The sequence below is a fragment of the Thalassoglobus sp. JC818 genome (assembly GCF_040717535.1).
Lineage (GTDB): Bacteria > Planctomycetota > Planctomycetia > Planctomycetales > Planctomycetaceae > Thalassoglobus.
Genome location: NZ_JBFEFI010000006.1, coordinates 339080 through 357585 on the forward strand (window position 1 = coordinate 339080; position 18506 = coordinate 357585).

General features: G+C 52.6%; 17 protein-coding genes. 5 read left to right on the forward strand and 12 right to left on the reverse strand.

All coding sequences use genetic code 11. The features are described from left to right. Positions 1-79 precede the first annotated feature (79 nt). The 3 genes from AB1L42_RS17350 (at position 80) to AB1L42_RS17360 (ending at position 3627) form a co-directional block, all read left to right on the forward strand. Complete coding sequence (locus AB1L42_RS17350; protein ID WP_367058741.1) at positions 80-1129, forward strand: DUF1559 domain-containing protein; 1050 nt, start codon at positions 80-82, stop codon at positions 1127-1129. A 120-nt stretch (positions 1130-1249) separates the two neighbouring features. After that, positions 1250-2281, forward strand: a complete 1032-nt coding sequence (locus AB1L42_RS17355) for a DUF1559 domain-containing protein (RefSeq protein WP_367058744.1) — start codon at positions 1250-1252, stop codon at positions 2279-2281. A 134-nt stretch (positions 2282-2415) separates the two neighbouring features. Next, the gene (locus tag AB1L42_RS17360; RefSeq protein WP_367058747.1) at positions 2416-3627 is read left to right on the forward strand and encodes an alpha/beta hydrolase; all 1212 of its coding nucleotides are present in this window, start codon (positions 2416-2418) and stop codon (positions 3625-3627) included. Between the two features lie 102 nt (positions 3628-3729). Here AB1L42_RS17360 and AB1L42_RS17365 read toward each other — a convergent pair whose 3' ends face one another. Together AB1L42_RS17365 and AB1L42_RS17370 are read right to left on the reverse strand one after the other, a co-directional pair. Beyond that, positions 3730-4737 carry a GGDEF domain-containing protein gene (locus AB1L42_RS17365; protein ID WP_367058750.1) on the reverse strand — a complete coding sequence of 336 codons (1008 nt, stop codon included), beginning with the start codon at positions 4735-4737 and terminating at the stop codon, positions 3730-3732. Positions 4738-5288: 551 nt separating this feature from the next. Next, positions 5289-6245, reverse strand: coding sequence for an AAA family ATPase (locus AB1L42_RS17370; RefSeq protein WP_367058753.1), 957 nt, complete (start codon positions 6243-6245; stop codon positions 5289-5291). Between the two features lie 359 nt (positions 6246-6604). On the opposite strand from AB1L42_RS17370, the gene AB1L42_RS17375 reads away from it, so the two are divergent. Continuing rightward, a complete protein-coding gene (locus AB1L42_RS17375) occupies positions 6605-7837 on the forward strand; it encodes a serine/threonine-protein kinase (protein WP_367058756.1) in 1233 nt (410 codons plus the stop codon). Positions 7838-7923: 86 nt separating this feature from the next. Here AB1L42_RS17375 and AB1L42_RS17380 read toward each other — a convergent pair whose 3' ends face one another. The 10 genes from AB1L42_RS17380 to AB1L42_RS17425 all read right to left on the reverse strand — a co-directional run bounded on the left by AB1L42_RS17380 (position 7924) and on the right by AB1L42_RS17425 (position 16708). Then, complete coding sequence (locus AB1L42_RS17380) at positions 7924-8337, reverse strand: bifunctional nuclease family protein (RefSeq protein WP_367058759.1); 414 nt, start codon at positions 8335-8337, stop codon at positions 7924-7926. A 149-nt stretch (positions 8338-8486) separates the two neighbouring features. After that, positions 8487-9641, reverse strand: coding sequence for a peptidase (locus AB1L42_RS17385; RefSeq protein ID WP_367058762.1), 1155 nt, complete (start codon positions 9639-9641; stop codon positions 8487-8489). 148 nt (positions 9642-9789) lie between these two features. Beyond that, on the reverse strand, positions 9790-11106 hold the full coding sequence (murA, locus tag AB1L42_RS17390; RefSeq protein WP_367058765.1) for a UDP-N-acetylglucosamine 1-carboxyvinyltransferase: 1317 nt from the start codon (positions 11104-11106) through the stop codon (positions 9790-9792). A gap of 5 nt (positions 11107-11111) precedes the next feature. Further along, the gene (prmC, locus tag AB1L42_RS17395) at positions 11112-12017 is read right to left on the reverse strand and encodes a peptide chain release factor N(5)-glutamine methyltransferase (RefSeq protein ID WP_367058768.1); all 906 of its coding nucleotides are present in this window, start codon (positions 12015-12017) and stop codon (positions 11112-11114) included. 84 nt (positions 12018-12101) lie between these two features. Beyond that, positions 12102-13166, reverse strand: a complete 1065-nt coding sequence (prfA, locus tag AB1L42_RS17400) for a peptide chain release factor 1 (RefSeq protein ID WP_367058771.1) — start codon at positions 13164-13166, stop codon at positions 12102-12104. Positions 13167-13527: 361 nt separating this feature from the next. Then, complete coding sequence (locus AB1L42_RS17405) at positions 13528-13788, reverse strand: type B 50S ribosomal protein L31 (RefSeq protein WP_146506949.1); 261 nt, start codon at positions 13786-13788, stop codon at positions 13528-13530. Between the two features lie 457 nt (positions 13789-14245). Then, positions 14246-14830, reverse strand: a complete 585-nt coding sequence (locus tag AB1L42_RS17410) for a hypothetical protein (RefSeq protein WP_367058775.1) — start codon at positions 14828-14830, stop codon at positions 14246-14248. 125 nt (positions 14831-14955) lie between these two features. Next, entirely contained in the window at positions 14956-15480 is a 525-nt protein-coding gene (folK, locus tag AB1L42_RS17415; protein ID WP_367058778.1) for a 2-amino-4-hydroxy-6-hydroxymethyldihydropteridine diphosphokinase, read from the reverse strand. Beyond that, positions 15480-15848, reverse strand: a complete 369-nt coding sequence (folB, locus tag AB1L42_RS17420; protein WP_367058781.1) for a dihydroneopterin aldolase — start codon at positions 15846-15848, stop codon at positions 15480-15482. The genes folK and folB overlap by 1 nt, the downstream gene beginning before the upstream one ends. 119 nt (positions 15849-15967) lie before the next feature. Beyond that, a complete protein-coding gene (locus AB1L42_RS17425) occupies positions 15968-16708 on the reverse strand; it encodes an SDR family oxidoreductase (RefSeq protein WP_367058784.1) in 741 nt (246 codons plus the stop codon). A gap of 210 nt (positions 16709-16918) precedes the next feature. On the opposite strand from AB1L42_RS17425, the gene AB1L42_RS17430 reads away from it, so the two are divergent. After that, entirely contained in the window at positions 16919-18091 is a 1173-nt protein-coding gene (locus AB1L42_RS17430) for a glycosyltransferase (protein ID WP_367058787.1), read from the forward strand. The last annotated feature ends 415 nt before the right edge of the window (positions 18092-18506 follow it).

Genomic DNA, 18506 nt, shown 5'->3' on the forward strand with positions numbered 1-18506 from the left:
CAAGTTCGTAGAATCCAAGTGGTGAGACCGCTGATGATGACGGGCCAAGACGAATTGGGCTGAACCGGGAGAAGCTTTCGTGTACGAATTCCCGCCGCAAACGTGGTACATGCAGGGCTGGTGGCCAACGCTCTGGCATTGTGGAGTTCTGGCCGTTGGGTTGGGGCTGATGTCGCTGTACGCGAGAAAGAAGCGAACTCCTGATCCGTATGACGCAGGCAAGATTGCAGTCATCGCGGCACTGGCAACATGTCTCTTTCTGGTACCGCGGGGAAGAGAGCCATGGGAGACTCACCGACCGGCACCTGCCATCTTCTTCTTGATGATTTGGGGAGCAGCTGCAGTCGCAACGATTCGAAATTGGTATTTGCTGACGCAGAAAGATAGTGATTTCCAGGTCTGGATCAGCCTCGGAACTGTTGTGATCGCACCTCTTTTTTTGTTTACGTGTTTAATTCCACTGCCTTTCGACGCCATGGGTCGCGAAGCAGCAAGGCGCGTACAATGCAAGAATCAACTGAAACGAATTGGTCTGGCACTTCACACTTATCATGACGTGTACTCGATGTTTCCGCTTCATCAATCAGGGTCACCTTCGCACAGTTGGCGAGTCGATCTCTTGCCGTATCTGGACGAAGGGGCTCTCTATGCAACATACGACTTTGGCGAAGAATGGAACGAAGGGTCGAACAAGTTAGTCGCGGAAACGGATCTACTTTTCTACCAATGCTATTCCATCCCAAGAAACTATCAGGAAATCACCTATCCGCCGACGGATTATTTCGCAATTACCGGAGAGGAGACTGCATGGCCGGATTCCGAAGCTTCTCGACTGTCAGACTTTTCTGATGGGTCGTCCAACACGTTGCAGGTCGTTGAAGCTTGCAGAAAGAAAGAGATTCCGTGGTGTGAACCGCGCGATCTGGAGCTGACAGACGAGACGCTTGGAATCAATCTGCCCGGACCGGAGTCACACTCGTCACCGGGAATTATCTCCAGCTACCACGGAGAAGGAGCCAACGTTCTATTCGCAGACGGAGCGGTTCGAAGTCTCAGCGAGAGGACTGAACCTGCCATTTTAGAGGCGATGCTGACCCGTTCCAGCAACGATGATTCAGGAGAGTTTTAGCCAGAGCGGCCCCTTTGGGTGCACTCGTAAGAACGAGTCAACATGTCGGAATGTCAGCACTTAGAGGACCCTGAGAATGACCAACTACTATCGATTGTCGTGAACAAGAACTGAGCGATCATGTACGAATTCCCGCCGCAGACGTGGTACATGCAGGGCTGGTGGCCAACACTTTGGCATTGTGGAGTGCTGGTCGTCGGGCTGGGGCTGATGTCGCTCTTCGTCAGGAAGAAACACAAAGTATGTGTCGTCGACCCGTGGCTGATTCTGCTCATTGCCATCGGCACGAGTTACCTCTTAACGCTCCCCACTGCAGCACCTTGGGAACCGTTTCGCGGCGCTCATCCTCTGGTCTTCATCATCACCTGGCTCGTGGGATTGAGTTGCATCATTTCCAACGGGTTAGGGATTGGTAAGGTTCATGGCTGGGCTGGATTGTCGTGGTGTTTTTTCTTGCTTTCAACAATTCTGATTCTGTTCATGCTCATCCCGGTCTCACGCGCCGGAGAAGCTGCAAGACGTGCACAGTGCAAGAATAACCTGAAACAAATTGGGCTCGCACTTCACAATTACCATGATGCGAACGCGATGTTTCCGCCTCATCAATCAGGGTCGCCTCTGCACAGTTGGCGAGTCAATCTCTTGCCGTATCTGGATCAGGGGCCTCTCTATGAAACATACGACTTTGACGAAGAGTGGAACGAAGGGGCGAACAAAACAGTGGCGAAAACGAAACTGTCTTTCTACCAATGCCCTTCCGTTCCGAAAGCCGCGCAGGGGGACGTTTATCCGCGGACGGATTATTTCGCAGTCACCGGTGAGGAGACTGCGTGGCCGGATTCCAGAGCAACTCGGCTGTCTGATTTTTTTGATGTGTCAGCAAACACCGTCATGATCGTCGAAGCCTGCGGGATTGAAGAGATTCCATGGTGTGAACCGCGCGATGTCGAGCTTACAGACGAGGCACTTGGAATCAATCTGCCCGGACCGGAGCCACACTCGTCACCGGGAATCATCTCCAGCTATCACCGAAGCCGAGCGAACGTCCTGTTCGCAGATGGAGCAACACGGTTTCTCAGCGAGAACATCGAACCGGCAGTCTTGAAGGCGATGCTGACCCGTTCCGGTAATGATGATCCGGGAGAGTTTTAAGCGAACCAGGAAGTTCTCCAAAATTTGGTTAATCCTTTCCGTCTCGTGGCTGAGCTGCGATTCGTGCTCATTTCAGATCGGGCTCGCTTTCCACTACCATCGAGGCCTCGACTATCCCCTGATGAGGAATCCCGATGCTCGCTCGACGACTGTTCTTCTCTTTCTCTTTTCTGATGACGATCGCAGCTTTTAGCAATGGCGTGATTGCGGCTGGTCCCGAACCGATTCGGCTGTGGCCCGACGGAGCGCCGGGAGCAAAAGGAGAGGAAGATCTCGATATCCCGCTGGTGCGAATCTATCAGCCCGAAGAAGCGAACACAGGGACGGCGGTGGTGATTCTGCCAGGTGGAGGCTACGGCGGGCTGGCGATGGACCACGAAGGTCATCAAATCGCAAAGTGGTGGAATCGACACGGTGTCACCGGGCTGGTGGTGACCTATCGACACGGAGCTCGTTATCAGCATCCCGCCCCGCTTCAGGATGCCCAGCGAGCGATTCGATACGCTCGTGCTCACGCCGACGAACTGAAGATTGATCCCAATCGCGTAGGTGTCATGGGGTTCTCAGCCGGAGGTCATCTCGCTTCAACAGTCTCAACACACTTTGACGCGGGAGATTCGAACAGCGACGATCCCGTGGCGAAACAGGGTTCACGGCCTGATTTTGCAGTGCTCTGTTACCCGGTCATTTCTATGAAAGATGCCCCTGCCCATCGAGGATCGCGCAGGAATCTGCTTGGAGAGAATCCTGACCCGGAATTGATTGACAGTCTTTCCAATCATCTTCAAGTCACAGCCGAGACGCCGCCGACGTTCGTGTTTCATACTGCTGAAGACCCTGTCGTCCCGGTTCAGAATGCCCTGCTCTACTACTCGGCTTTGATGGAAAACGGAGTAGCTGCTGAGCTGCACATCTATCAGAAAGGACGGCACGGAGTCGGGCTGGCACCCAACGATCCTGTTCTCTCGTCATGGCCACAGCGTCTGCTGGATTGGATGAGAGTCAATAACTTTCTGACAGCTGACAAGAGGGTCTCTGTGAGTGGAGCTGTTGAAGTGGATGGCCAACCGTTGCGATGGGGCATGATCGCCTTTCAATCAATTGATCGAGAAGCATCACCATCGTCAGCCACGCTGGTGAGCGGCGGAAAGTTCGAGATCCCCGAAGTCGATGGCCCGGTCCCCGGAAGCTACAGCGTGTCCGTTGTCGACATGGGAACCTTCGCACGTCAACCAAGCATTGAAGACGCTGCGACTGTCTCGTCAGGAGCGAAGCAAGACGAAGTCAATGTTGTCATCCCCGAAGATGAGACTGCTTCCTTCGAGTTTCACTTTGACCAGCCATAGAGCAGGTTGCTCTATCCTGTGCACTCTCGAAGTCCAGCGTGAGCCTGAAAAATCTCGAGCACTCAACCGGGAGGGACACTCGCTTCTTTCACTCCAAGTTCTTTAGAGGAGTGGCTGCGAGTCGTCCAAGCCCATGACGTTCGACCCGAACACTTCTGTCGGAACAGCCCCGTTGCGAGTCATATCGAGCACGTAGGCACAGTCTCGACCATTCTGCTTGGCTGCGTAGAGACAATTGTCTGCTTGATTGACGAGATCTTCGGTCGTCGGTGAATCAAGTTGTGACCGAATCATCGCTGCGCCGATGGACAACGACAAAGTCGGGAGTTCCGGGAGAGACTGAATGGCGATCTTTCGAACACCTTCCTGAATTCTCCGAATCGGAATATTCAGTTGTGAGGCTGTACATCCGGAAAGAACGGCGGCGAACTCGTCTCCTCCGTAACGGACGAGAAGATCGTACGACCGCAGTTGACTACGAATCACATTGCCGACTTCGAGCAGCACCTGATCGCCAACGGAATGACCGAACTCGTCATTGATCTGCTTGAAGAAGTCGAGATCGATCAGGACCACACAGAGTGAAGTCGAATTGCGCGTCAGTCGCTGCCACTCTTCTTCGATTCGTCGTTCGAACACCAGTCGATTCGGCAATCGCGTAACGGGATCGACCAACGCATCGTCCAAAATCCGCTTGATTGAACTCCATCGCAAGTAGAGTTCATCTTCAATCAGCAGTGCTGCCATGTCATCTTTGGCTGTCGAAACAGTGTAGCCGTCAATCTTCACTTCACTTTCGGCTCCCAGCTTCTTCCAGTCTTCTGACTGATTTTTCTGATAGCAGTCCAACCTCGCTCCGATTGCAGAACCGAGAGCCATATCACACCAGCGACGACGTTCGATGAAGTTCGGTGAAGCAACTCGTTGAAGCAATTCTTCGACTTCAACAATTCCCAGCAACTCTCCTCGATCGTCTTCAATCAGCAGGAACCGGTGGCTGTCCAGATCGATCTGTGCAAGGACATCAGCCACGATTTGAGTGTGCCGAAACCTCCGTCCGCTTTCCTGGATCCCTGGCTTTAGAATCAGTTGTGCTTGACGTTCCAACATCGATCTGACCTGCAAGATTCAATAGGCTACTTTCCGCTCGTCATTAAATGACGTTCGAAAACCCGAAGCCTCGCACCGTGTAAAGCTGTCCCTGACTCTAGCTGTCATTTACAGCTTGATCCGGTCTGTTTCGAAGGAACTGATTCAGAATCTGAATCTGTGCTCGCTCCGCAAAGCTTCACGTTTTCGAATGCTGAAACGTAAGTCTCTAATTCTCGACAGGCGTTACGAATTTTTTCGATGAGACGAATTCGTCGGAAAAATCTTAAAATGGTGATTTCGCACAACATTCCATCGAAACTCGCGCCAGAACGATGCCAAAACTCCGCATGGGAGAACTGCCAGCAAATGTCGCGAAAGAATGAACGACTGAGAACAAAATCAGCGTAGGCTGCCAACAGCCCGTTGCAAAAAATCGACCAACCAACTTTTCGCAACAGACGTTTCAATCCACAACCACGCGGGAATCCACTGCTTCAAATTCACCAAGCAAGAGCAGCTTTCGACAAAAGCTGCGGCCTCAAACGAGCGCAGAGAAACCGTTGAACGGTTCACTCGTCATCGTCGTCGTCATCGAAATCATTATCCGGATGGAGAGGATGATCCGGATCGAAGAAGAAGTCGCCCAACCCCATCGGCAGAACATTTCCCCCGAGTGACTGCCGTTTCTTATCTGCCAAAGATTGCAGGTCGGTCGCATCTTCCCCGAGACACTTTTCGAGCGAGTCTCGCCAAACCGCATCTTTGGCGAGAGGATGATCAGGTTCGGCAGCAAGCCGCTTGAGAGCGAACCGCAGAACGTTGATTCCGTCGCGTGTTGAGAAATCGAGCTTGAGTTCGTGAGACTGCTGCAGGAACTCAGCTGTCAGATTCAGCATCTCTTCGTCCGAGAACGGAAGGTGATACTTGAGAATCGCCAACTCGTCTTCGCGAGAAGGGTATCCCAGAGCCAGTGTGGGCTGCAGGCGACTGAGAATGTAGTCGGGAATCTCAAACGTTGAATCGTCGTCGTTCATCGTGACGGCGCATCGAAAATCTTTGTGCGCCGGAATTGTGATCCCAGCCACGACGGACTCGACATACCGACGATGATCGAGAAGCGGAGCGAGAGAAGCCCAGGACTTCTCATTCATCCGATTTCCTTCGTCGAGCACACAGACTCCGCCCCGAATCATGGCTGTTACCAGCGGCGATGCCTGATACTGAATCTTGCCGTTTTCAGCGAGCACAGGAGTGACGAGCAGGTCCTCAGGACGCGTATCTGCCGTACATTGGTAAATGTACAATTCCTGCTTTCGTGCGTGCGCACCAGCGATGGCCAGCGTCGTCTTCCCGATTCCCGGTGTTCCGACGAGTCGAGGGGTCAGCGGCAAATCTGCTTTATCGACGACCAACCAGCATGCCAGAATTTGCTTCAGTATCTCAGTTTGCCCAATCCACTCCCCTGACGACTTGTCAGGATGCCCCAAATGGAGCCGAATTCCGTCAATTTCTACATATTCCGACATGACACGACCTGATTTTCAAAGCTTTGAGCACTCACCAAGCGATAATCTAATAGATCGTCAGCCAAGTTTCTCTCCTGCTCCTGTCCAAAAGACGATCTTTCAGCATCTTCCAACTGAGTCAAATTCCGTGGTTTGACTTGTGATTTGTTTGCGGAATTCTGTTTAACGACACCCCAAACATGCTACAATTTTGATTGGTGTTCCCAACTCTGGGTGCGCCATTTGCTCTGGAACTCATCTTGAAACCTGATCTCATTCATTGAGTGCTTGAACAATCAAATCGAAGCACAGGTTTTTGGATGACTTTTAGAGACTCCTTTGCACACTCGCATGGCTTGTCCAGGAATTGCAAATCAAGCATGACGGTCGCACAACACCCATTTCTGAATCAACTTCTCAAGAGTCGGATTCTCTCTCCAGCTCGAATCCAGCAGTTCGCAGATTCTATGGAAATCGATTCGGAGACAAGCTCCGTCGATGTCGCGATGGGAGCTGTGAAATCGAAGCTGATTTCGAGATACCAGGCGGAAGAGATTCTCAATGGACGAGGTCGACACTTGACTGTCGATAATTACTCTCTCGTCGACATACTCGGCTACGGCGGGATGGGTACCGTCTACATCGCCAGACACCAGCAGACGGGCCAGTTCGTGGCTGTCAAACTGCTCGGTGAGTTGACCAAGCACGACATTGGAATTCGAACACGATTCCAGCTCGAAGCACGAGCTGGCATGAAGCTTGACCACCCGAAACTGGTCAAGACGTTTCAGCTTGGAACACTCGAAGCTCTCTACGGAGAGACAGAGTATATGGTCATGGAACTGGTTCAGGGAGTGACCCTTCTGGAAGGGATCAGTTTCAGCTCTGGACCACTCAAACACGATGCCGCCTGCGATGTGATTTGTCAGGCTGCCGAAGGTCTTCAGTACCTGCACGATCAGGGAATGGTGCACCGAGACGTCAAGCCGGACAACATCCTGATTGAAGTCGACGGAAACGCGAAGCTGTTGGACTTCGGTTTGACACTCGCCGACGAAGCAGCCTTCGACGAAGAATTCTCGCTCGCGATGATCTTTGGTCACGACTGCCTCGGCACAGCGGACTTTATCCCACCTGAACAGTCGTTGGATTCGCTGAAAGTCGATCCACGGGCCGACGTCTATTCACTGGGATGCACCTTATACACAGCACTGACTGCCAAGCGTCCATTCCCCGGACTCAGCCGTGTTGACACGGTCAAAGCTCACCGGAATCAACCGCGACCGCGAATCGAAAAATACAATCAAAAGATTCCGAAAGAATTGTCCGATCTCGTTCAACGCATGATGGCGATCGATCCTGATGGCCGACCCGCGACGATGACCGAAGTCATTGCCTTGTTGGAACCGTATCGTAAGCGACGTAACTGGAGCTTCGAGTTCAATCAGGTTCTGCAGCAACGCCGCGAACTCCGTCGGAAGTACATCTCCGAATCGCGAGCACGATCAGGTCAAAGCCACCGCACGACGGAGGTCAACTCTCGTCAGGAAACAGAAACTCCCGGCAAGAAGAAGGTGACGGGAGATCATCCACTCGAAGATTTCGAGTCGTAATCAATAAGCTTCAAGACGGCTCACGCTAAGCATCTTTGAGCCACACGTACGGACGTTCCCGCACGTGTTGGCTGAAAGAGCATTCTCTAACCCAGAGCGGCATCCAGGACCGCTTCGTCGACAAATATTGGCTTCGGCGGGTCATAGTGTGCAGCTAAGGCGATTGCATCGCTGGGACGACTGTCAATCTCGACGATTTCTCCCTGATGCCGAATTCTCAGCACAGCGTAGTACGTGTGCTCGACAAGATTCGTGATGACGATGTCTTCCAGCTCTCCGCCCATCTCTTCGATGACGCTCTTCAACAGATCGTGAGTCAACGGCCGCTGCGGAACGTGCCCCTGGACGCTGCGATCGATGCTGGTCGCCTCGAAAATCCCAATGACAATCGGAAAATACCGATGCTCACTGTTTTCGGAATCTACCTCTCGCAAATACACCATTTGCTGATCTGTCAGCTCACTGATGATAATTCTTGCGAGTTCCATTTGAATGAGCACGTAAGCATCTCCTTTGAATCAATCGTTCTGCAAACGTGAGTATATGTCCAGCCTCAACATTTTTCGAGTTGGTTCGCACCGTCTCGCTTGAGCGAACACTGCAAAAAGACTGACCAAACCATCGTCGGTCAGATTCAGAAAAACGAGACTCAGGCCCAGACCAACTTCGAAACGCGCCCCGGTTCAACCCATTCCACGACATAGCAGTTTCCATCCACATCGAATGCAACATCGTGTGGATGGACAAACTTTCCGGGCTCCCACGAGTCACGACTTTCGCGAATACCTTGTTGTCCCAAGACGAGTTGTGTCCATTCTGGTTCTCCTCCAAGCTGTGCGACGACTTGGTCCATAGAGTCGAGAACAATCAACCGGCAATGCAGGTCAGCCACGACCATAAGATCTTCCCAGACGTTCATGTTCGAGGGAGAACTCAAACCAGGGCACAAAGTGACGATCGATCCATCAGATCTATCTTCAAGCTCCCGCTCAGAGCTCGTCCGTTCTTGCGAGTCCTCGCTCTGTGCGAGTTGATTGGAATCACCTTGAAGAGTCTTCACGAGAGTTCCGTCAGGACTGAAGTACTGAAGTCGAGCGTTTCCGCGGTCAGCCACGATCAACTGCCCGTCCTCTCCTCGATTCGGAACAAAGACCAGCCCATGCGGAATCTGAAACTGCCCCGGCTGCGATCCGTGCCCGCCGACCGCTGACATCCACTGTCCCTGAGCATCGAATCGATGGACATAGTCCGAGCCGTATCCGTCTCCGAGATACCACTGTTCATCTGTGCCGAACGCAACATTCGTTGGACAGAAAGAGTCTAAGCTTTGATAGAGATTTGACTCGCGAGGGTAACGCTTCTTCCAGATCCACTCCCCGAACAAATCGCACTTCACGACCTGACGATGAAGGATATCACACAAGTAGAGAAACTCCTCTCCTCCTTCTTCGCGAATCGAAATGCCATGCCCTCCTCCGGCAAACTCCTGGCCAAAGGAACGGACATATCGTCCTTCAGAATCGAACACAACGACCGTATCGCAGGGACGCTTCGCATCTCCCTGATGAACGATATAGACAAACCCGGAACGATCGAGAGCGACTCCGTGAGTATTCCGCCACGTAATGTGATTCGGAACTTCCCCCCAGTCATGTTCGCATTCGAAGACAAATTCTCCGTCGCCCACCGTTGGTGTTTTCAAACCAGACTTGTCTTCAACTCCTATTACCGCAGGCGGATGCCCACAGAACAGAGAAGCTGCCCCAGCTGCGATCAGAAAATCTCTGCGACTCACAGAAGTCATGGTGAACTCCAAACTGGAGAGGGTGCTGCTCGAGCAAGTTGCTCTTTCCTGTGCACACAAAATCAGAAACTGTTCTAACGGGCTGTCCGACAACTCGCGAACATCATTCAATTCACCATGATGATAATGAATCCGCAACCAGCGAGCATCAGGCAGAGTGCCGCATCTCTGTCTGGACGGGTTTCATGCAGTCCGCAGCATCCATTCGCTCGATGTCAGCTCCGACACAACGCAGCTTACTTTCAAGCACCTCATATCCGCGATCGAGATGATAAATTCGTCGGACGACTGTTTCACCCTGAGCAACCAATCCCGCGAGAACCAGTGCCGCACTCGCGCGAAGATCGCTCGCCATCACGTGTGTGCCCTGCAACCGATCCACTCCGCGAATCACAGCCCGGTTTCCGAATTGTTGAATGCTGGCACCCATGCGGTTCAATTCCGCGCAATGAATGAAACGATCGGGAAACACCTGATCGCGAATCGAACTCTGACCGCGAATCGTAGACAGGAAGGCCATCAGCTGCGCTTGAACATCGGTCGGCACTCCAGGATATGGAACGGCAGACACTCGCAGCGGTCGAAATGAGTTACCTGTCGCATCCACTCGAACGGAACTGCTGCTTGTCGCTTCAACAGCGACTCCGATATCACTCAGCACTTCGAGGACTGCTTCCAGATGAGAAACACACAGGTCATCGACAGCCAAACTCCCCCGCGTGATCGCCCCGGCAATCAGTAGAGTGGCTGCTTCGATTCGATCCGGGATGATGGTGAACTCCGTCCCACGTAGACCTTCCACACCTTCAATCTCAATCGTCTCTGTGCCAGCCCCTTCAATCTTCGCTCCCATCGCGTTCAGGAACTCAGCCAGCGCAACGACTTCCGGTTCCTGGGCAGCGCCTTCGATAGATGTTTTTCCATGAGCAAGAGTGGCTGCACTCATTACGTTGCAAGTTCCAGTCACGGAACTCCCGAACGGGCCACTCATTGTGACACGCGCCCCTCGGAGCTTTTGCGCTGAAGCTACGACACTTCCATTGCGAATCTCAATATCAGCGCCAAGAGCTGACAGTCCCTGAAGGTGAAGATCGATCGGTCGGTGTCCAATCTGACATCCGCCGGGAAGTGAGACGCGAGCGAACCCACGCTTGGCAAGCAGAGGTCCGAGAACGCAAACACTCGCTCGCATCTTCCGAACCAGTTCGTACTCCGCTTCGGATGACGACTCCTCGACCACTTCAATCGACAGCGTGCCGTCTTGCGAAGTCCGGACAGCACAGCCCAGATCGGTGAGAAGCTGCCCGAGTGTCTGAACATCCACGAGGTTTGGAACACGCTCGAGAATTGTGGGGCCTTCGGCCAGCAGACAGCTTGCCATCATTGGCAGTGCCGCATTCTTGGAACCACTTGCGGAGACCACTCCAGACAAGGGAACTCCGCCGCGAATTCTGAGAACATCCATGTCGTTTACGCTCCTGTCGAATCGGATCGGCATCCTACCACGATTCGCAGATTCTGTGACAGATCAGCCACGGCTTCAACCTGATAGAAACCTCTCTGCCGGAGCAACTCGCATGTTTCATCCGCCTGGCTCGAATCGAGTTCCATCATCAGCCAGCCTTTTGGCCCTAGGAAATCGGGAGCCCGATCAATGATCCGACGGATCAAATCGAGCCCATCCGCTCCCCCATCGAGAGCCATTCGCGGCTCATGATCGCGCACGTCGGGATCGAGCGTCTCGATTTCCGCTGACGGGATGTACGGGGGATTACTGACGATCAAGTCAAACCGTGCATCATCCGGGATCGGCACGAAGAGATCTCCCTGAAGAAGTTCGACTCGGTCTTCAAGTTGATGCTTTGCAATGTTTCGGGCTGCTACCTTCGCCGTGTCCGCATTCAACTCAACGGTCGTCACTTTCGACCCAGGATGATTCTTGGCAATCGCGACGGAAATACACGCGCTGCCTGTGCATAGTTCAAGCACATTGGCCGTCGGCAGCGGTTTGAGAGTCTCAAGAGACGCGACAACTAGTGTTTCTGTGTCCGGTCGCGGGATGAAAACATGACGATCGACCTCGAAATCGAGGCTGAAAAACTCTCGATGATTGACGAGATAAGCAACCGGTTCCGCCGATGCGCGACGTTTCACCAGTGACCGCATGAGCGTTCGCTCCGCCTCAGTCAGCGGTTCATCGTATTGAGTATAAAGCTGAATGCGGGGACAGTTTTTCGCATGAGCAAGCAGGATTTCCGCATCCAGTCGCGGATGAGTGCTTCCCCGTTCGCGGAGGTACGGGATGGTCCATTCGAGGATACGTCTGACGGTCCAGGCATTTCCATCCGAACCAGCCGTCGTTTCAGTCTCCGCCACAACCCTCCTCCTCCATGACCCGTATCACGAACTCTCTGATGCCATTCTCGCGAACCCCATTTCGCACGTCTGACAGAAGAACTGTCACTTCTTCTTCAGCTTTTCCTGTCGATCAAATTCCAGCATCGCTTCGATCAACTCAGTCAGGTTCCCCTGCATAATCTGATCGAGTTTATAAAGAGTGAGGCCGATCCGGTGATCAGTGCATCGTCCGTCGGGAAAATTGTACGTTCGAATGCGGGAGCTTCGATCGCCGGTCCCGATCAAAGTTCGACGCTCTTCGGCGCGTTCCGCGTTCGCCTGTCGCTCCTTCTCTTCAAGAATACGACCACGCAAGACGCGCATCGCCTTGGCTTTGTTTTTGTGCTGACTCTTTTCGTCCTGGCACTTCACGACAATCCCGGTCGGAAGGTGCGTGATTCGGACGGCGCTTTCCGTCTTGTTGACCTTTTGACCGCCGGGACCGCCAGCTCGCATGGTGTCGATCTGGAGTTCGTCGTCTTTGATCTCTAACTCGACCTCGGAAACTTCCGGCAACACAGCGACCGTTGCAGCACTCGTGTGAATCCGCCCTTGAGTTTCCGTTTCGGGAACTCTCTGAACACGATGGCCACCACTCTCAAACTGCAGCTGATGAAACGCACCTTCCCCGGTGATCGAAAAGACAATTTCCTTGAAGCCGCCCATGTCTGAATGACTCGCTTCGATGAGTTCAAGCTTCCATCCCTGAACTTCAACATACCGCGAGTACATCTGGAACAGGTCGTTGGCGAACAGGGCTGCCTCTTCCCCACCTGTGCCTGCCCTGATTTCCATAATCAATCCGCCGCGGGTGATAGCGTCACCAGCAACGACGATTTCTTCGAGGCGTTCTTCAAGCTCTTCCAAGCTTCCTTGAAGCTCATCGAGTTCTGCCTGAGCGTATTCGCGAGACTCGCGATCCGTCTCAACTTCGAGCATTTCTTCAGCCGCGAGGATATCGGCCTTCAAGCGGCGATGTTCAAGCACTGCCTCGGCCACTTTCTTCAATCCGCCGTATTCTCGCTGAATCTCGACCATTAACGAAGGTTTTCCAAGCACCTCCGGATCCATCAGTTGCTTTTCAAGCTCCTGGAATCTTTCAAGCTTCGTTTCCAGACTTGGAAACATGACGTTCTCCTTGAATCCTGCTGTTGTCTACCAACGTCGTTGCGGCACCGAATTTTTCGTTCCCAAGCGGCGGTTGAGGTCGATCCTAAGGAAGTTTTGATCCTCCGAATTTCGCACCACCAAGTGAGCATCTCTTACTGATCTTTGAACGGAAAGAATGGCGTCAATCTGTCTCATTCGAAACATGCAGCGCTTGCTCATAGGCTTCGCTGCAAATCAGAGTTCGGATGCTCTAGAGAAAGGGGAGATCAGTCTAGGTCATGATGTCATGCAATCAGCAACGGGAAAAAGAATCGTCGGAGAACAAAAGAGGACGCTTCCGGAATCCGGCTGCGTCCTGAGAGATCATCGAACTCAATTGTTACTCGGCCGACTTTTTGCCCCAGCCATATTTCTTCTGGAACTTCTCGACGCGACCAGCGGAGTCGACGTACTTCATTTTTCCAGTGTAGAACGGGTGCGATGCAGCACTGATATCCACTGTCACGAGTGGATACTCATTGCCGTCTTCCCACTTGATCGTCTCTTTGGACGACATGGTCGATCGAGTCAGAAACTTGAAGTCCGCCCCGACATCATGGAACACGACGGGATGATAGTCTGGGTGAATGCCGTCTTTCATTGCCTTGTCATCACTTCTTGAGTTGAATGTTACAAGTGATCGAATTCAGTCTCGACCGATCAACCACCTTGAAGGTTGCACTCAACCGGTCTTCCGAACCTGTCACTGCACTAACGTTTTTGATCTCGTACGAACGACTGGAATCCCCGACCCCACGCTGATGCATCTCTACTCAGAAGCCATTTCATTTTGATGCGCGTGGAGAAAAGTGATGATTCACAGCGAACGTGATAAATTCGGCCGTTTCCCGCGATACGGTTTACAGTGCCATAGAATCAATGACAGGATGACCGCGGAAAGCTCGTTCTTCACCCGACAAATTTGCCGAATGAATTACGAATCGCGAATGATACCGCATTCTGTGTCGCTCGGCAATCGTGCCTGCGACCTAAGAATTCAACCGTAACTCCATGTGATGAAGCGACTTACAGGAAGCTTCACGAATCCTTTCGAGAAATTATAAAGCGTACGGTTGCTCGGATTCCTTATCGGCTCCGTAGGACTTGCGGAACGCTTCGATCTGCTGGGCGACCGATTCTGACGGTCCCACCATCTTCAGGAAGTAGTTTCCACCCGATTTCGAGGTCAGCATGACAGCGACCATTCGGTAGTCCGGAGTTGGAGTCGTGCGACGCAAAATCGGTGGACCATCTGGTTTCTTGTACGTTCCAGCCAGATCGACGAGGACGTATTTGCCCTGAGTCGAATCTCCCTGAACCGTGGTGACCTTGCGATCGCCAGCTTCAAACTGGTCAATCCATCTTCGCACGTTGTCGCTCACCGATCCTCCGAATGGAGGGAAAACGACAAACTCGATCGCATCTTGCCCGTCCTCAGCAGACGGAATTTCGAATTGCAAGAGACGCAGATTGTTGGAGGGTTGTTGATTTTTCCACGAAGCTGGAACGTTCAACTTCAGATCCTGAGCCTGTACCTCAACAGTTTTTTCACCTGCGGCAGGTTCGTCGGCAGAGACGATGGAGTTTGACAACTGAAAGACCGGCACACACAGGAGTCCGAGACAAATATGGAGAGCTCTCATTGGTTTTCTCGACAGGAGATTCAAAACATGGAATGTCTTCTCACTTCGATCCAATTCTGTGCATCCAACATTCAGTTTTCAATTGACTTCTCGTTTCTTTTGTCGAGAGAAGCGTTTCCTGCAATTCACAGCACGATGTCGTCGCTCCGTTTGAGATCGCCCCGGCCCGGCACTTGTGCATCCAACTCGCGAAGCGTGATATTGAGTTGAGGATGCACAAATTCAGGGTCAAGTTCGCAGAGCGGGCGCGAGAGAAACGGTCGCCCGGGGATATCTGGATCCGGAATCGTTAAGCCATCTTCAGTGATCACAGCGTCCCCGAAGAACGCGATGTCGAGATCGATCGTTCGTGGCCCATTCTTGTTCGACGGATCTCGAACTCTTCCAAGGTTTGATTCGATTGTCCGCAGTACTTGAAATTTGAGATCGCGGGCAGACAGGTTCGTTTCAACGAGAACGGCCGCATTCGCGAATGCTGCCTGGTCAAGAAAACCGACCGGTGAGGAAATCCAGACTGAAGAGACCCTGACCACCTTGGCGAAATGCCTCAGCTGCCGAACCGCAGCTGGCAAGTTTTCCTCGGGTGAGATGTTGGAACCGAGAGTCACGAAGACCCGATAAATTGGATTAACGTCCGGGAGGTCGTTCATCAGCTTGGTCGATCTTTTTGACAACGCTCGATTGTGACCCCAACGGAGCGAGAGAAGCGTAATGCTCCCGGCTTTTCTACAGTCACCCAAACGCGTTGGACGCGGGAGTCCGACAAGCTGATCCAGGCAATTTCAGCGGCCAGTTTTTCGACGAGCAGAAAACTCGACTTCTCGGTGAAATGCAACACCTGTTTACATATGGTCTTGTAATTGACAGCATCATTCATGCTGTCCGATTCGCCGGCAGCCCGTAAATCGACTTCGAACTTCAAGTTGATGAGAACGTCCTGACGTTTCTCACGCTCTTCCGCATTCACACCAATAATTGTGCGTACGAGCAAGTCTTTGATCTCAATATAATCCGCCATCTTCCGCCTCTCTCGAACGCAATGGGAGGAAACTTCCCCCTAACCTTCACTACGCCAGTATTTTGACCACACCTCAATCAACGACATCCCCAAATCGCCAGATTCTCGATTTCGGTGACTCAATTCAAAACAGTGAGTTGTTGCCCGCCGGTGACATGCAAAATCTCTCCCGTAATAAAGTCTGACTGAAGCAGAAATAGAACCGATTCCGCGATCATCCGTGGATCGCCAGTCTGATTCAGCGGATTAAGCCTGGCTTTCGCCTGGAAGTCGCTTTCCGATTCCCCCGGAGCTGGCAAGATTGCCCCGGGCGCCACTCCATTCACCCTGACAGATGGCCCGAGTTCTTGAGCCAGGATCTTGGTTTGTGCCACCAAGGCTGCCTTGGACATCGTGTACGCACAATGACCAGCAACGGGTGTTGTTCCTCGCCAATCGATGAGATTCACAACGGCAGCTGTCCCGTTTTCTAAATTGTTCACCAATTCCTGAGTCAAGAAAAACGGAGAACGCAAGTTAATGTTCGAGTGCCGATCCCAAGACTCGACAGTGGTTGAAGCAAGAGTCCCCGACTCGAAAATCGCGGCACAGTTTACGAGAAGCGTGATTTCTCCGAGTGCTGATCGAGCTGCTGAGACAATTGCCCGGGAAGCTTCCACAGGATGTTGCAGGTCTGCGGAAACTTTCATCGCCTGAACGCCGAGAGCAGTGAACTCGTCGACCGCTGCCTGAGCTTCACCTTCGGAAGATCCGTAGTGCACGCAGACATTCACGCCAGCTTTGGCCAGTGAACGTCCGATTTCTCTGCCGATTCGAACCGCTCCGCCCGTGACAATTGCATTTCTGCCTGACAGAATCATTGTTTCCCGATCTCAATAGTCACGCTGAACACTCCGCAGCAATCATTGAACACTTAAGCCCGAAGCACGGTTCGGGTTCACACTCAATTGGCGAGTCGGTCAATTCTAGAAGGAAACGTCGATTCTGCGAGTCGACATCTTGTTCGATGCGACCGAACGACTCGTTCACAGTTAAAGCAGTTCGCCGTTCCACCAGGCATTTTGATCTCGATGCAAGAACCTTCTTCCGTTCCGCCTAAACCGAAGTCGCCTCGGAAAATTGCATTCTGTATCACCGATCTGGACAACGGAGGCGCAGAGAGAGCACTGCTGCAGCTTGTGACGCGACTGGACCGGACTCGATGGACTCCACGAGTTTATTGCCTCAGCAAACCAGGAGAACTGGTCGCAGAATTTGAACAGCACGGCATCGAAGTGAAGTGCCGGACACGATCACGACGATTCGATCCAACTATTATTTCGTGGTTGACGAAAGACTTGAGAGAGTTCGAACCGGACATCATCCAAGGCTTTCTCTTTCATGGAAACATCGCCAGTCGACTCGCTGGGGCACGAGCCAAGATCCCTATCAAAATTGCGGGGCACCGAGTGGCTGAGCGGGGTCGACGCTGGCACTTAAAGATCGACCGCTTGACGAGTCGCTGGGTCGATCATCATGTCTGCGTCAGTCAAGGCGTTGCCGATTTCATCACTCAGCAACTCTCCCTTGATCCCCAGCACGTCAGTGTGATTCCCAACGGAGTCACGGAAACAACGTCATCTTCAACGACTCTTTCCGATCAGACGCACTCGATTCGCGCTGAGTTCCAGCTTGCCCCGGAGACGCTGATTGTGCTCGCTGCAGGTCGACTTCATCCGCAGAAGGGGTTTTCAGATCTCCTTAATGCGTTTCGAATCGTTCGAGACAATCACTCTGGCTTTCATCTTCTGATCGCTGGGGAAGGTCCGCAAAAACAGGAACTCGAGACACAAATTCGCGACCTGAAACTGGAGGACTGCGTCACTCTGATCGGGTATCGATCTGACCTGTCGACGCTCATGCAGCAGGTTGATCTCTTCGTTCTCTCGTCGCTGTGGGAGGGAATGCCGAACGTCGTCCTGCAGGCCATGGAGTGCGGTCTTCCAGTGGTCACAACTGAAGTGGAAGGTGTCCCGGACGTAATCGAATCGAACCTCCACGGCGTCGTTGTCCCGATCGGAGCTGTCCCCGAACTCGCTGCTGCATGCACGGAGATTCTGAGCGATCCGAAACTGGCGGAACAGCTCGGCAGAAACGCACAAAACCATGTGCGAGAACACTTTACGTGGGCAAAGACGGCTTCGATGTACGAGCATCTCTACGAATGTCTGATCTCTGATCAAATGTACAACAACGCGCGCTAACGGCTCGCGCCGTCAATGTGATTCTCAAAAAAGGCGAAAGACTCAATCCCTACAGTCCGTGGAACCTGCGTCGTTCGCGGAGCGCGATCGATCGATTTTGGGTCCGACTGTGCTTGACGAAATTCTCAGCCTGAATAATCTTGGTCGTTGTGGGGACTCGTTGAAGGTGATGAATGCAAATTCAGCCTTGGCGATCGGAATGTTTCCACATACCTTGACACTTCTGACATTGGCGATTGACACGGCACGGAAGCTCATTTTTCCATTGCCGAAGTTGATGAGCCAAGGTCATGGAGCACATCCGCATTGCCTCTGTCTCAGCCTCCTGAAACAGAGCCCTCCTCCTTCTCAAGCTTCCGATTCATCGTTGTGGTCTTCAGGCCATGCGCAACCATCGCGACTCGACTGTGTATTG